This window comes from Pseudomonas sp. Irchel 3A7 (assembly GCF_900187565.1).
Classification (GTDB): Bacteria; Pseudomonadota; Gammaproteobacteria; order Pseudomonadales; family Pseudomonadaceae; genus Aquipseudomonas.
Map to the genome: position 1 here is coordinate 1 of NZ_FYED01000026.1, position 15,327 is coordinate 15,327.

At 59.9% G+C, this 15,327-nt stretch carries 13 protein-coding genes; 11 read left to right on the forward strand and 2 right to left on the reverse strand.

Annotation, left to right across the window (positions count from 1 at the left end; all coding sequences use genetic code 11):
- Positions 1-252: 252 nt before the first annotated feature.
- The 10 genes from CKW21_RS30070 (at position 253) to pdeM (ending at position 13,531) form a co-directional block, all read left to right on the forward strand.
- Positions 253-2,703, forward strand: a complete 2,451-nt coding sequence (locus tag CKW21_RS30070; protein WP_095197436.1) for a penicillin acylase family protein — start codon at positions 253-255, stop codon at positions 2,701-2,703.
- 198 nt (positions 2,704-2,901) lie between these two features.
- Positions 2,902-3,936: a ligase-associated DNA damage response exonuclease gene (locus CKW21_RS30075; RefSeq protein ID WP_095197446.1), complete on the forward strand. Its 1,035-nt coding sequence runs from the start codon at positions 2,902-2,904 to the stop codon at positions 3,934-3,936.
- Positions 3,933-5,621 (forward strand): ATP-dependent DNA ligase, encoded by a 1,689-nt coding sequence (locus CKW21_RS30080; protein WP_095197437.1) that lies wholly within the window; start codon positions 3,933-3,935, stop codon positions 5,619-5,621. The genes CKW21_RS30075 and CKW21_RS30080 overlap by 4 nt, the downstream gene beginning before the upstream one ends.
- A gap of 365 nt (positions 5,622-5,986) precedes the next feature.
- The gene (locus CKW21_RS30085; protein WP_095197438.1) at positions 5,987-6,769 is read left to right on the forward strand and encodes a transporter substrate-binding domain-containing protein; all 783 of its coding nucleotides are present in this window, start codon (positions 5,987-5,989) and stop codon (positions 6,767-6,769) included.
- Positions 6,770-6,825: 56 nt separating this feature from the next.
- The gene (locus tag CKW21_RS30090; RefSeq protein WP_095197439.1) at positions 6,826-7,554 is read left to right on the forward strand and encodes an ABC transporter permease; all 729 of its coding nucleotides are present in this window, start codon (positions 6,826-6,828) and stop codon (positions 7,552-7,554) included.
- Positions 7,551-8,261 (forward strand): ABC transporter permease, encoded by a 711-nt coding sequence (locus CKW21_RS30095; protein WP_095197440.1) that lies wholly within the window; start codon positions 7,551-7,553, stop codon positions 8,259-8,261. The genes CKW21_RS30090 and CKW21_RS30095 overlap by 4 nt, the downstream gene beginning before the upstream one ends.
- Before the next feature lie 28 nt (positions 8,262-8,289).
- The gene (locus CKW21_RS30100; RefSeq protein ID WP_095197441.1) at positions 8,290-9,408 is read left to right on the forward strand and encodes a succinylglutamate desuccinylase/aspartoacylase family protein; all 1,119 of its coding nucleotides are present in this window, start codon (positions 8,290-8,292) and stop codon (positions 9,406-9,408) included.
- Positions 9,409-9,421: 13 nt separating this feature from the next.
- Positions 9,422-10,186, forward strand: a complete 765-nt coding sequence (locus CKW21_RS30105) for an ABC transporter ATP-binding protein (protein ID WP_095197442.1) — start codon at positions 9,422-9,424, stop codon at positions 10,184-10,186.
- A 199-nt stretch (positions 10,187-10,385) separates the two neighbouring features.
- Positions 10,386-12,875, forward strand: coding sequence for a ligase-associated DNA damage response DEXH box helicase (locus CKW21_RS30110; RefSeq protein WP_095197443.1), 2,490 nt, complete (start codon positions 10,386-10,388; stop codon positions 12,873-12,875).
- Positions 12,872-13,531, forward strand: coding sequence for a ligase-associated DNA damage response endonuclease PdeM (gene pdeM / locus CKW21_RS30115; RefSeq protein WP_095197444.1), 660 nt, complete (start codon positions 12,872-12,874; stop codon positions 13,529-13,531). The genes CKW21_RS30110 and pdeM overlap by 4 nt, the downstream gene beginning before the upstream one ends.
- Before the next feature lie 100 nt (positions 13,532-13,631).
- Here the strand turns inward: pdeM and CKW21_RS30120 are convergent, their stop codons facing one another.
- Together CKW21_RS30120 and dcd are read right to left on the reverse strand one after the other, a co-directional pair.
- On the reverse strand, positions 13,632-13,841 hold the full coding sequence (locus CKW21_RS30120) for a hypothetical protein (RefSeq protein ID WP_095197445.1): 210 nt from the start codon (positions 13,839-13,841) through the stop codon (positions 13,632-13,634).
- A 106-nt stretch (positions 13,842-13,947) separates the two neighbouring features.
- Complete coding sequence (gene dcd / locus CKW21_RS30125; protein ID WP_007940589.1) at positions 13,948-14,514, reverse strand: dCTP deaminase; 567 nt, start codon at positions 14,512-14,514, stop codon at positions 13,948-13,950.
- A 352-nt stretch (positions 14,515-14,866) separates the two neighbouring features.
- Between dcd and CKW21_RS30130 the strand changes: the two genes are divergently transcribed.
- Positions 14,867-15,076 carry a cold-shock protein gene (locus tag CKW21_RS30130; protein ID WP_002554837.1) on the forward strand — a complete coding sequence of 70 codons (210 nt, stop codon included), beginning with the start codon at positions 14,867-14,869 and terminating at the stop codon, positions 15,074-15,076.
- The last annotated feature ends 251 nt before the right edge of the window (positions 15,077-15,327 follow it).

A 15,327-nucleotide genomic window follows, 5' to 3' on the forward strand; every position in this document is an offset into this window, starting at 1 on the left:
CTGGAGCACGATCTACATCACAGGCAAAAAGCCTAAGGAGCTGCACGGCTTCCAAGTCCCTCCCTCGATGATCAGTCGAGAACTATCGCTCCTGATGGAGCGATAGTCGAGATACAAGGAGCTGCCGAAGGCTGCGATCTTTTTGGATTCTCGGACAAATGCTGAAATAAGATCTTCCTCCGCTTGCGCCGCCCCCTCCTGCTCACTAACGTAGCGACTTTATTGCGCTACCACCCCCGCAGGAGCTTTGCCATGGCCTCGCCAGCCCTTACACATTTTCTACCCCGGTTCGGCGTTGCCGCAGCAGTGGCGGGGGTTTTAAGCCTGACCGGTTGTCAGAGCTTCAATGCCCAGGACACCCTGCCGCCCACAGTGGGCGTACAACCGTTAAAGGGGCTGGCACAGAACGTTTCGGTGCGCCGCAATGCCATGGGCATGCCGTTGATCGAAAGCAGCACGTTCCACGATGCGCTGTTTACCCTCGGTTACGTGCACGCCAGCGACCGCATCACGCAAATGGTTACGCTGCGTTTGCTGGCCCAGGGGCGCCTGGCCGAAATGCACGGTTCGGACCTGCTGGATGCCGACCGCTACATGCGTGCAGTCAACCTGAAGAAAAGCGCCGCTGAGTTGTACAAGGCGTCTTCGCCACGCCTCAAGCGCTTCTTTGAAGTCTACGCCCGCGGGGTAAATGCTTACCTGTTCCGCTACCGCGACAAACTGCCGGCCGACCTCACCGCCAGCGGTTACAAGCCTGAATACTGGAAGCCGGAAGATTCGGCGCTGATTTTCTGCCTGCTGAACTTCAGCCAGTCGGCCAACCTGCCCGAAGAGATTTCCACGCTGGTGCTGGCCCAAACGGTGACCACCGACAAGTTGCCGTGGCTGACGCCTTCAGCGCCTGACGAAAAACTGCCGTTGGCCGAAAGCGAAAAGCTGCAAGGCTTAAAGCTCAACGGACAACTACCGGGCCTGGTGGAGATCAGCAAAGCCACAGGACAACTCTCTGACCTGAATCTGCTGGGCGCCACTTCCTCGAACAACTGGGCCATTGCCCCGCAACGCAGCCGCAGCGGTAAAAGCCTGTTGGCCAGCGACAGTCATGGCCCGATGGGCGTGCCGTCGTTGTTCAGCTACGTACAGATTCGCGCACCGAAGTACCAGGCCTCCGGTGTGACCATCGCCGGCTTGCCGATGGTGCTGGGCGGGTTCAACGGCAAAGTGGCGTGGAGCATGACCACGGTCATGGGCGACAACCAGGACCTGTTCCTGGAGAAAATCAAACGCCAGGGCAATGGCCTTGCCTATGAATCCAATGGCAAATGGACGCCTGCGATCGTGCGCAACGAAACCTATTTCGTCAAAGGCCAGCGGCCGATTCGCGAAGCGGTGTACGAAACCCGCCATGGCCCGCTGCTCAACAGCGCCCAGGGTCTGGCCCAGGGCAGCGGTTTCGGCCTGGCCCTGCAGACGCCGAACTTCACCGACGACAAAACCCTGGACGCGTTTTTTGACCTGTCCCGTGCACAGAACGTCGAGAAGGCCTCGGATGCCAGCCGCGAGATCCGCGCCATCGCCTTGAACCTGGTGTTTGCCGACGCCAGCAATATCGGTTGGCAGGTCACCGGCCGCTACCCGAACCGCCGCGAAGGCGAAGGTCTGCTGCCCTCACCGGGCTGGGAAGGACGCTACGATTGGGACGGTTACGCCGACCCGATGCTGCACCCCTACGATCAGGACCCGGCGCAAGGCTGGCTCGGCACCGCCAATCAGCGGGTCATTCCCCATGGCTATGGCATGCAACTGTCCAATTCCTGGTCGGCGCCTGAACGTGGCGAACGCCTGGCCGAACTGGCCGGCGCGGGTAAACATGACACCCGCAGCCTGATTGCCATGCAGTACGACCAGACCACCACATTCGCCGCCAAACTGAAAAAGATGTTCGAAGCGCCAGGCATGGCTCAACCGCTCAAGCAGGCCATCGAAGCGCTGCCGGTTGCCGATCGCGGCAAGGCGCACGAAGCCTATACCCGGTTGATGGCGTTCGACGGCAAACTCAGCCCGACCTCTGCCGACGCGGCAATCTACGAGCTGTTCCTGCAAGAAAGCACCAAACAGATCTTCCTCGACGAACTGGGGCCGGAAAGTGGCCCGGCGTGGAAAGCCTTCATCGCCAATGGCAAGTTGTCATACGCCGCACAGGCCGATCACTTGCTGGGGCGCGAGGACAGTCCATTCTGGGATGACGCGCGCACCGCGCAGAAGGAAGACAAGCCGGCCATCCTCGCACGCAGCCTGGCCGCGGCGATCAGCGCCGGCGACAGTCAGTTGGGCGGCGATCACAAGGCCTGGCAGTGGGGCAAACTGCACCGCTACGAATGGAAGAACAGCAGTGGCCAGACCGTGCGCGGTCCGCTGCCGGCCGGCGGCGATCACACCACGCTCAACACCGCCGCGTTCGCCTGGGGCCAGGATTTCAATACCACGCTGGTACCGGCCATGCGCTTTATCGTCGACTTCGGCCAAGCCGAACCGCTGACAGGCCAGCTCGCCACCGGCCAGTCCGGCAACCCGGCCAGCCCGAACTACCTGAACAGCATCGACCCATGGGTCAAGGGGCAATACATGAGCTTGCCGATGCAACCGCAGAACTTTGACCGGGTATACGGAACCAAGCGATTGACCCTGACACCGGGTAAATAAATATCGCCGCCTATCTCTGTGGGTGCGAACCTGCTCTCGAAGGGGCCAAGCCAGTCAACATTTAAAGTGACTGACACACCGCTTTCGCGAGCAGGCTCGCTCCCACATTGATTTGATGTTCATCCTCGAAAAAATCGATAGAACTTCTCGCCTCGCGCGAACCTCATAGCTAACAAGTGCCTCCAGTTGGGCAACAACATGGATCTTGTTATCGCGCGTCCCGAAGGTTTGTACTGTCCCGCGGGGGATTTCTATATCGACCCGTGGCGCCCGGTCGAGCGTTCGGTCATCACCCACGCCCATGGCGACCATGCGCGCAGCGGTAACCGGCATTATCTGGCGGCGACGCCCGGCGAAGGGATTCTGCGCGCGCGATTGGGACAGGACATCAATCTGCAAACGCTGCCCTATGGCCAACGCTTGCTGCACCACGGCGTCACCTTGAGCTTTCACCCCGCCGGCCACGTACTCGGCTCGGCCCAGATACGCCTGGAATACGGCGGTGAAGTCTGGGTCGCTTCCGGTGATTACAAAATCGAGCCCGACGGTACCTGCGCGCCGTTCGAGCCGGTGCGTTGCCACACGTTTATCACCGAATCGACCTTCGGCCTGCCGATCTATCGCTGGCAACCCCAGGCGCAGGTCTTCGCCGAAATCAATCAGTGGTGGCAAGCCAATGCTGGCGAAGACAAGACCAGCGTGCTGTTCTGCTACGCCTTCGGCAAGGCCCAGCGCATCCTCCACGGCATCGACGCCAGCCTCGGCCCGATCCTGGCCCATGGTGCGGTTGAGCCACTGAACCGTGTTTATCGCGAGAGCGGCGTCTACCTGCCGCCGACGCTGTATGCCGGCGACGTCAAAAAGAGTGACCCGATCATGCGCAAGGCGCTGGTCATCGCCCCACCCTCGGCTGGCGGCAGTACCTGGATGCGCCGCTTCGGCGATTACAGCGACGGTTTCGCCAGCGGCTGGATGCGTCTGCGCGGTACCCGTCGGCGGCGCGGCGTGGATCGTGGTTTCGTGCTGTCCGATCACGCTGACTGGCCCGGCCTGCTCTGGGCCATCGAGCAGACCGGTGCCGAACGGGTGATGGTCACCCACGGCTCTGTCGCGGTGCTGGTGCGCCACCTGCGCGAAAAAGGCCTCGACGCCCAAAGTTTCAATACCGAGTACGGCGATGACGAAGAAGAACCTCAAACCACTGAACCCGAGCACGTCGAGGTACTGCCATGAGGGCTTTCGCCGAGTTGTACGCCGAACTCGATGCCACGACATCGAGCAACGCCAAACTGGCGGCCATGCAACAGTACTTTTCCCAGGCCGCCCCGGAAGATGCCGCATGGGCGGTGTATTTTCTGTCCGGAGGAAGGCCCAGGCAGTTGGTCCCGGTGCGCATCCTGCGGGAACTGGCGGTGGCGTATTCAGGCCTGTCGCCGTGGTTGTTCGACGAGAGTTATCAGGCCGTGGGCGATCTGGCGGAAACCATATCGCTGGTGCTGCCCGAAGCGCCGCACACGTCCACTGACGGACTGGCGGTATGGATTGAAGACAAACTGCTGCCATTGCGCGGCGAATCGCCCGAGGTGCTGGCCGAACAGCTCCCCAGGCTCTGGTCGCAACTGGACCGCGCCAGCCTGATGCTCTGCATCAAATTGATCACCGGCAGTTTCCGCGTCGGCGTCTCCAAGTTGCTGGTAACCCGCGCACTCGCCGCCATGGCTCATCTGGACAGCAAACGCGTGGCGCAACGCCTGGTGGGTTACACCGACCTGTCCAACCGTCCGAGCGCGGCCAGTTACTTGAAGTTGATCGCCACAGAATCAACCGACGAGCATGCCCAGCGCGGTGGCCAGCCGTATCCGTTTTTTCTCGCCCATGCCTTGGCGCAACCGGTCGAACAATTCGAAGCACTGCTCGGCCCGGCCAGCCATTGGCAAGTGGAATGGAAATGGGATGGCATCCGCGCCCAAGTGGTCAAGCGCGCCGGGCGACTGTGGATCTGGTCGCGGGGTGAAGAATTGGTCACCGAGCGTTTTCCCGAACTGGAGAGCCTGGTCCACTGCCTGCCCGATGGTACGGTGATCGACGGGGAAATCGTGGCCTGGAAAGCCGATCACCCTGGAACCGAGGACGCCTTCAACCCTCAATCGCCGTCATCACCCGCCGTGCAACCTTTCGCCTTGCTGCAGCAACGGATCGGCCGCAAAACCCTGAGTAAAAAGATCCTGAGCGATGTGCCAGTGGTCATCCTCGCCTACGACTTGCTGGAATGGGCCGGCGAAGACTGGCGCAACCAGCCGCAGGCCCGGCGTCGCGCGCAACTGGAACAGGTCATCGCCCACAGCAACCACCCGGTGTTGCTCGCTTCGCCGTTGCTCACCGGCGATGACTGGTTCGACCTCGCCCGGCAACGCGAAGCGTCTCGCCGACTGGGGGTCGAAGGCATGATGCTCAAGGCCCGTGATGCACTCTATGGCGTTGGCCGGACCAAGGATGTGGGCGTCTGGTGGAAATGGAAAGTCGACCCGTTCAGTGTCGACGCAGTGCTCATTTATGCGCAACGCGGTCACGGACGCCGGGCCAGTCTTTACAGCGATTACACCTTCGCCGTGTGGGACGGCCCGCCCGACGCCAGCGCACGCGCGCTGGTGCCGTTCGCCAAGGCTTATTCGGGGCTGACCGATGAAGAGATGCGCCAGGTCGACAATATTGTGCGCAAGACCACGGTGGAGAAGTTCGGCCCGGTGATCAGCGTCAAACCGAGCCTGGTGTTTGAACTGGGGTTCGAGGGGATTGCCTTGTCCAAGCGGCACAAGAGCGGGATTGCGGTGAGGTTTCCGCGGATGTTGCGCTGGCGGCAGGATAAAACCGTCGAGGAAGCGGACAACCTGGCGACCTTGCAAAATTTGCTCGGCTGACGAGCCCTTGTGGCGTGGGGTTATCTGTGGCGAGGGGATTTATCCCCGTTGGGTTGCGCAGCAACCCCCAAATCTCAGTGTGGTCACAAAGGCTGGGACTGCTTCGCAGTCCAACGGGGATAAATCCCCTCGCCACAAGCAAGCTCCCTCGCCACAGGGATTTGCGACTGCCTGATCCATATCAGTGCAGGCTTTCCACCGCGCCCGTTTTCGTGCACTAATCCCATCCGGCAATTTCCCGAAAACCTTTTAAACGCTTGTTCGGCACTCTGGTTCGGAAATTGCTACTTTCATTAGGTCTTACGCTTACCAGTAACAATAATTCTGCGCCACAAGCGCTCATATTGGTTCTTAGGGATTGAATAATGAAAAAAGCATTGCTGACCCTTTCTGCACTGGCATTGTGCGTCGCTGCTGGCTCTGCGCTGGCAAAGGAATACAAGGAATTGCGTTTCGGCGTTGACCCTTCCTACGCACCGTTCGAGTCGAAAGCGGCCGACGGCAGCCTGGTGGGCTTCGACATCGATCTGGGCAACGCAATCTGCGCCGAGCTGAAGGTCAAGTGCAAATGGGTCGAAAGCGATTTCGACGGCATGATTCCGGGCCTCAAGGCCAATAAATTCGACGGCGTGATCTCTTCGATGACCGTCACCCCGGCCCGCGAAAAAGTCATCGACTTCTCCAGCGAACTGTTCTCCGGCCCAACCGCCTACGTGTTCAAGAAAGGTTCCGGCCTGACCGCAGACGTCGCCTCGCTGAAGGGCAAGACCGTAGGCTACGAGCAAGGCACCATCCAGGAAGCCTATGCCAAAGCCGTGCTGGACAAGGCGGGCGTGAAAACCCAGGCCTATCAGAACCAGGACCAGGTGTATTCGGACCTGACTTCCGGTCGTCTCGATGCCGCGATCCAGGACATGCTGCAAGCCGAACTGGGCTTTCTGAAGTCGCCAAAAGGCGAAGGCTACGAAGTCAGCCAACCGGTCGACAGCGAACTGCTGCCATCCAAGACGGCGATCGGTATTAAGAAAGGTAACACCGAGCTGAAAGCGCTTTTGGATAAAGGTATCAAAGCGTTACACGATGATGGCACCTACGCCACCATTCAGAAGAAACACTTTGGCGATCTGAATCTGTACAGCGGCAAATAATGCCCGGCGCCCATCTCGCGATGGGCGCTTTTTTCATCCGATCAGGTTGCTGATTTATGTTCGAAAACCTCCTGCAAAATCTGGGGCTCTCAGCCTTCAGCCTCCAGGGCTTCGGTCCGTTGCTGATGCAAGGCACCTGGATGACCATCAAATTATCGGCGATGTCGCTGCTGGTGGCCGTGTTGCTCGGTCTGCTCGGCGCCAGTGCCAAACTGTCGAAAGTCAAATTGCTGCGCCTGCCTGCCCAGTGCTACACCACGCTGATTCGCGGGGTGCCGGATCTGGTACTGATGCTGCTGATCTTCTACAGCCTGCAAACCTGGCTGACATCGCTCACCGACTACATGGAATGGGAATACATCGAGATTGACCCGTTCAGCGCCGGCGTACTTACCCTGGGCTTCATCTATGGCGCGTACTTCACCGAAACCTTCCGTGGGGCCATCCTCTCAGTGCCTCGCGGCCAGGTCGAAGCGGCCACCGCCTACGGACTCAAACGCGGCCAGCGGTTCCGCATCGTGGTGTTCCCGCAAATGATGCGCTTTGCCTTGCCGGGTATCGGCAACAACTGGATGGTCATGCTCAAGGCAACCGCGCTGGTGTCGATCATTGGCCTGGCCGACCTGGTCAAGGCCGCCCAGGATGCGGGTAAAAGCAGCTATCAACTGTTCTACTTCCTGGTACTCGCCGCCCTGATCTACCTGGTGATCACCAGTGCCTCCAACATCATTCTGCGCTGGCTCGAACGCCGCTACGCTGCCGGTACACGGGAGGCCGTACGATGATCGAACTCCTGCAGGAATACTGGAGAGCCTTCCTTTACACCGACGGTCAGAACATCACCGGCCTGGCCATGACCCTGTGGCTGCTGAGCGCTTCGATTTTCATCGGCTTCATCGTATCGATTCCGCTGTCCATCGCCCGGGTTTCACCGAACGTCCTGATTCGCTGGCCGGTGCAGTTCTACACCTACCTGTTCCGTGGCACGCCGCTGTATATCCAGCTGCTGATCTGCTACACCGGGATCTACAGCCTGGCCTCGGTGCGTGAGCAACCGCTGCTCGACAGCTTTTTCCGCGATGCGATGAATTGCACCATCCTGGCCTTCGCCCTGAACACCTGCGCCTACACCACGGAGATTTTCGCCGGGGCGATCCGCAGCATGGCCCACGGTGAAGTCGAAGCGGCCAAGGCCTACGGCCTGACCGGCTGGAAGTTGTATGCCTACGTGATCATGCCTTCGGCCCTGCGTCGCTCGTTGCCGTATTACAGCAACGAAGTGATTCTGATGCTGCATTCGACCACCGTGGCGTTCACCGCGACCATCCCTGATGTGCTGAAAGTCGCGCGGGATGCCAACTCGGCAACCTTCCTGACCTTCCAGTCGTTCGGCATCGCCGCGCTGATCTACCTGACCGTCACCTTTGCGCTGGTCGGCCTGTTCCGTCTTGCCGAACGCCGATGGCTGGCCTTCCTCGGGCCGACCCACTAGGGCTCAACACTGCTTCAGGAAACAAGAGATGCGCCACCAGATTCATGACCTGCAGTCTCCCCTGCCGGGGACCGCACGCCAGATCCACAGCTTCCACTTCGGCCCGACCTCGGCCCGAGGCAAGATCTACATCCAGTCGTCCCTGCACGCCGATGAAATGCCCGGCATGCTGGTGGCCTGGCACCTCAAGCAACGCCTGGCGGAGCTGGAAGCCGCCGGCTGCCTGCGCAGCGAAATTGTCCTGGTACCGGTCGCCAACCCGGTCGGCCTGGAACAAGTGCTGATGGATGTACCGCTGGGCCGCTACGAGCTGGAAAGCGGGCAGAACTTCAACCGCTGGTTCGTCGACTTGAGCGAAGAGGTCGGCAACGACATCGAAGGTCAACTCGGCGAAAATCCGCAACGCAACCTCCATCTGATCCGCAACAGCCTGCGTCAAGCACTGGCACGCCAGACCGCCAGCACCCAGTTGCAATCCCAGCGCCTGACCCTGCAGCGGCTGGCCTGCGATGCCGACATGGTGCTGGACCTGCATTGCGATTTCGAAGCGGTCGCGCACCTGTACACCACGCCCGAAGCCTGGCCGCAGGTCGAGCCGCTGGCGCGCTACATCGGTTCCGAAGCCAGCCTGCTGGCCACCGATTCCGGCGGTCAGTCGTTCGACGAATGCTTCACCCTGCTCTGGTGGCAATTGAAGGAGCGCTTCGGCGAGCACTTCGATATTCCACTGGGCAGTTTTTCGGTCACCGTCGAACTGCGTGGCCAGGGCGACGTCAATCACCCACTGGCCAGCCTCGACTGCCAGGCGATCATCGACTACCTGATTCACTTCGGTGCGATTGCCGGCGAACCGGCGCCCCTGCCCGACCTGCCCTACCCGGCCACGCCGCTGGCCGGTGTCGAACCTGTGGCCACGCCGGCCGGCGGCCTGCTGGTGTTCACCGCACTGCCGGGGGAATACCTGGAAGCCGGGCAACTGATCGCCGAAATCATTGACCCGATCTCCGACCGTGTCACACCGGTCCATTGCACCGCCGCCGGGTTGATGTACGCCCGTTCGCTGCGCCGCATGGCCACCGCCGGCATGGTGATCGCCCACGTCGCGGGCGCCGAAGCCTATCGCAGCGGCTACCTACTTTCGCCTTGAGGATGCTTGTTCCATGTACAAACTGACCATTGAAGGCCTGCATAAAAGCTATGGCGATCATGAGGTGCTCAAAGGCGTTTCGCTCAAGGCCAACACCGGCGACGTCATCAGCCTGATCGGCGCCAGCGGCTCGGGCAAAAGTACCTTTCTGCGTTGCATCAACTTTCTCGAACAGCCCAACGACGGCGCCATGAGCCTCGACGGCCAGGCGATTCGCATGGCCAAGGATCGCCATGGCATGCATGTCGCCGATCCCGATGAACTGCAAAGGATCCGCACCCGTCTGGCCATGGTGTTCCAGCACTTCAACCTGTGGAGCCACATGACCGTGCTGGAAAACATCACCATGGCCCCGCGCCGGGTGTTGGGCTGCAGCAAGCAGGAAGCCGAAGACCGTGCCCGCCGCTATCTGGACAAGGTCGGGTTGCCGGCACGGGTGGCCGATCAGTACCCGGCGTTCCTCTCCGGCGGTCAGCAGCAACGCGTGGCGATTGCCCGGGCGCTGGCCATGGAACCGGAAGTCATGCTGTTCGACGAACCGACCTCGGCGCTCGACCCGGAGCTGGTGGGCGAAGTGCTCAAGGTGATCCAGGGCCTCGCCGAAGAAGGCCGGACCATGATCATGGTCACCCACGAAATGAGCTTCGCACGCAAAGTATCGAGCCAGGTGCTGTTTCTGCACCAAGGCCTGGTGGAAGAAGAAGGCGCACCGGAAGACGTGCTGGGCAATCCGAAGAGTGAACGCCTGAAGCAATTCCTGAGCGGTAACCTCAAGTAACCGCCCCGTCCCCCTGTAGGAGCGAAGCTTGCTCGCGAAGGTGTGTCAGGCACCACGGTGTCGACTGACACACCTTCGCGAGCAAGCTTCGCTCCTACAGGCTTTGGGTGTCGTTCAAGAATTCAAAACCTACCGCGATTAAACTTGTTCACTCGCACTGCGGTCACTGAAAGAACACTTTCAGAGCGCACACGCCCGCATGGGTACCTCCCCAGACTACGCAAAACACTGGTTCATCGCTCGCGGCTGGAAGCCGTTCGTCTTTCAGAAACAGGTGTGGGCAGCGGTAAAACAAGGCCAGTCCGGTTTACTGAACGCCAGCACCGGCGCCGGTAAAACTTACGCCGTCTGGTTTGCCGCGCTCAATCGTTTTGCTCGTTACACGTCTCGGGTTGAAAAACCCCGCAAGCGCAATCCCATCGCCGAACCGCTGGCAGTGTTGTGGATAACCCCCATGCGCGCCCTTGCCGCTGACACCGCTCGGGCGCTGGAAGCGCCGCTACACGACTTGCAGATTCCCTGGACTGTCGGCCTGCGCACCGGCGACACCGGCAACAGCGAACGGGCGCGCCAAACTCGTCGACTGCCAACTACCCTCATTACCACCCCGGAAAGCCTGACCCTGATGCTCGCCCGCGCCGACGCGCAAACCGCGCTCGCTACCCTGCGCATGGTGGTCGTTGATGAATGGCACGAACTGCTTGGCAATAAGCGCGGTGTGCAGTTGCAACTGGCATTGGCCCGCTTGCGACGTTGGCACCCTGAATTGATCGTCTGGGGTGTTTCCGCGACGCTGGGCAATCAACCCCATGCCGAGCAAGTATTGATCCCACAGGGCGGCGGTATCAGCGTTCAAGGCCAAACCACCAAGACATTGCAGGTCGACACGCTGCTGCCGCCCAACCTTGAACGCTTTCCCTGGGCTGGGCACATTGGCTTGAAGATGCTGCCGCAAGTCGTCGCCGAGATCGAATCCAGTTCCAGCAGCCTGGTGTTCACCAACACTCGTGCGCAATCGGAGATCTGGTATCAAGCCTTGCTCGACGCTCGACCGGACTGGGCCGGAGTGATCGCGTTGCATCACAGCTCACTGTCCCGCGACACACGTGACTGGGTCGAACGCGCACTCAAGGACGGTCAGCTCAAAGCGGTGGTTTGCACCTCCAGCCTTGATCTGGGGGTGGACTTCCTGCCGGTGGAGCGGGTACTGCAAATCGGCTCCGCCAAGGGCGTGGCGCGGCTGATGCAGCGTGCAGGGCGCTCCGGTCACGCACCGGGGCGGGTGTCACGGGTCTCGCTGGTGCCGACCCACAGCCTTGAATTGATCGAAGCCGCAGCGGCACAGGATGCGGTGGCGCAACGTCGCATCGAATCACGCTTTTCGCCCCGCAAGCCATTGGATGTCCTGGTGCAACATCTGGTTAGCATTGCACTGGGAGGCGGATTTGTACCTGATGAGCTGTATGAAGAAGTGCGCAGCGCCTGGGCTTATCGCGACCTCTCCCCGGCAGACTGGGCTTGGGCGTTGGCTTTCGTGCGTCACGGCGGACTTTCTCTGACAGCATATCCCGACTATCGCCGGGTCGAACCTGATGAACAGGGTGTCTGGCGGGTACCTGATGCGCGACTGGCCCGGCGGCATCGCATGAGCATCGGCACCATCGTCAGCAATGCGAGCATCCAGCTGAAGTTCTGGAGCAAGGGCGGCGGTGGCAAGCAATTGGGCAGTGTCGAAGAAAACTTCATCGCCCGTCTCAGGCCTGGCGATGGTTTTCTCTTTGCCGGCCGATTGCTGGAGCTGGTGCGGGTGGAGAACATGACCGCCTACGTCAAGCGCAGCACCGTGAAAAAAGCCGCGGTGCCGCGTTGGAATGGCGGGCGCATGCCGTTGTCCAGCGAGTTGGCCCATGCAGTGGTCGCGCGGTTCTCGGCGGCAGCAGGCGGCCAGTTCATAGGGCCCGAAATGCAGGCGTTGCGTCCGCTGCTGGAGGTGCAGCAACAGTGGTCCGGGTTGCCAACCGAGAACAGTCTGTTGGCTGAAACACTGAAGTCCCGCGAAGGCTGGCACCTCTTCCTCTACCCCTTCGCCGGACGCCAGGTGCATTTGGGGCTGGCCAGTCTGCTGGCATGGAGAATCAGCCGGCGACAACCGCTGACACTATCGATTGCGGTCAATGATTACGGCCTGGAATTGCTCAGTGCCACACCTGTCGATTGGATGCAGCGACTTGATAGCGCGTTATTCAGTGCAGATCATCTTTTGAACGACGTGCTGGCCAGCCTGAATGCGGGAGAACTTGCCTTGCGACGTTTTCGGGAAATCGCGCGGATTGCCGGGCTGGTTTTCGCCGGCTATCCCGGTGCGCCGAAAAGTACCCGTCAGGTTCAGGCCTCCAGTGGTCTGTTCTATGAAGTTTTCAAACAATATGACGCCGACAACCTGTTGCTGGCTCAAGCCGGGGAAGAGGTATTACGGCAAGAGCTGGATATTCGTCGCCTTGAACTGACACTGGAGCGCATCAACCGGATGAAACTGGACATGCACTTGGTCAAGCGTCCTACACCGCTCGGTTTTCCGCTGCTGGTGGAACGCATGCGCGAAAGCATGAGTTCGGAAAAACTCGCCGATCGCATCAGGCGCATGGTCAGCGATCTGGAGCAATCCGCCGACATTGGGAACGCCCAATGAGCACACCGTACCCGGTACTCCTGGCTGGTGAGGAGCTCTGGTTGCTGCCGGAAAAGGCCATCTACTGGCCGACGCAACAAGCGTTACTCATCGCAGACGCGCACTTCGGCAAGGCCGCCGCTTACCGAAGTCTCGGCCAACCCGTTCCCCAAGGAACCACCCGGAAAAATATCGCCATGCTGGACATCGTACTGAACACCCTGCCCTGTCGGCAGCTGATTTTTCTCGGCGATTTTCTCCACGGCCGAGGCTCCCACGCACCGGCCACTCTGGAGGCATTAGCCCATTGGCGAGCGCGGCACCGCGACCTTGCCATGACGCTGATCCGCGGCAATCACGACAAAAGCGCTGGCGACCCGCCAGCCGCGCTGAATATTCGCGTAGTGCCTGAGCCCTTGGTGCTCGGGCCGTTCGCCCTGCAACATGAACCGGCCCGGCATCCGACCCGCCATGTACTCGCCGGTCATGTGCATCCGGTCTATCGGCTACATGGCAGAGGTCGTCAGAGCCTGCGGCTGGCATGTTTCCGACTGGGAACCGATGTCAGCCTGCTGCCGGCTTTCGGTGCGTTTACCGGTGGCTACCCGGTCGAGCAGGACGAGAACTGTCGGATCTTCGTCATCGGTGACAATGAAATTTGGCCGGTCACCCCGTAGGAGCGGGCTACGTGAGGAACGTCAACGGTCACAAGGGTACGTGAATAAATGCGTTGCCGTTGCGCCCACCGCGAAGCTCGCTCCAACAATGATCCTGTGATCAAGCCACAGGCGCGGGAGGCGGCTCATCCGGCAGGGTGGGCTCACCAGGTTCGGTGGGTTGTTCATTGGGGGTATCGGGATCAGGTTGGCCAGGGATGCCCCCTGCCATGCTGATCGGCGGGTGTGCCAACAAGGACCAGGCCAGAACGCCAACCTGATTGGGCTCAAGCCTTGCCAGTTCGGCACTTATCTTCGGGTCGATCTTCATATAGCACTCCTGAGCGAAGGCCCGATCCGCCTTGCGCGGATCGGGCAGTACACTTCATAGAGTGTACGCCCGCTCAAGAATTCCCACGGTTTGTCAGACGGTTGACTCAGGTCCGCGGCAGGGTCACGCCGCGCTGGCCCTGGTACTTGCCGCCACGGTCCTTGTAGGAAACTTCGCACTCTTCGTCAGACTCAAGGAACAGCATCTGCGCCACGCCTTCGTTGGCGTAGATCTTCGCCGGCAGGTTGGTGGTGTTCGAGAATTCCAGGGTCACGTGACCTTCCCACTCCGGCTCAAGCGGGGTGACGTTGACGATGATACCGCAGCGAGCGTAGGTGCTCTTGCCCAGGCAAATGGTCAATACGTTGCGCGGTATGCGGAAGTATTCGACGGTGCTGGCCAGGGCGAAGGAGTTCGGCGGGATGATGCAGACGTCGCTGTGGATGTCGACGAAGCTGCCGGCATCGAAGTTTTTCGGATCGACGATGGCCGAATTGATGTTGGTGAACACCTTGAAATGATTGGTGCAACGAACGTCGTAGCCGTAACTCGACACACCGTAGGAGATCACACGGCTATCGTCGCTGCCGCGCATCTGGCGCTCGACGAACGGCTCGATCATGCCGTGTTCCTGCGCCATGCGGCGAATCCACTTGTCCGATTTGATGCTCATGGCGGTGTCCTGAATAGCGAGGTGGAAAAAACTGTCCGGCATCTTACCGGTGCGCGCCGCCGGGTTCAAAGTGCTCGGCACAATTCTCGACGATCACCCTGAATTTACGGACCTTCGAAACAATACGGTGCACCGTCGATCATGAAAACCGAGAAACCTTCGCAAGAAGCATTGGCACGTTCCGGAAAAAGGGTTAAGGTGGCGCCACTGTGCTGCTTGTGTCACTGAGAATCTCTACACGATATGTTGAATTTCGATCCAACCATCTACAAGAATTTTTCCTGCTCTTTGCACTCAGTCTCGGCCAGGGTTCTTCCTGAGTCGCAGTTATCTTTGTTCAAGGAGTTACACCATGTCTAATCGCCAAACCGGTACCGTTAAGTGGTTCAACGATGAAAAAGGCTTCGGCTTCATCACTCCACAATCCGGTGACGACCTGTTCGTTCACTTCAAAGCTATCCAATCCGACGGCTTCAAAAGCCTGAAAGAAGGCCAACAGGTTTCTTTCATCGCTACCCGCGGTCAGAAAGGCATGCAAGCTGAAGAAGTTCAAGTTATCTAACTTGTACTTGCTTTAGTAAAAAGCCCCGCCCTCAAAAGCGGGGCTTTTTTGTGCCTGTGTGTTTTTCGCGGGCAAAAAAGATCGCAGCCTTCGGCAGCTCCTACAGGATGTACATCAATCCATATAGATACCGTCTTGTCCCTCATCGGGCAAGCGCAAAATTCGGGTCAAATGGCTGGCCCGATTTAAGAACGGCGTAGACAAAATGTAGGAGCTTGCGCATTGCTGCACAGATGATCTGTTTGGGGGCC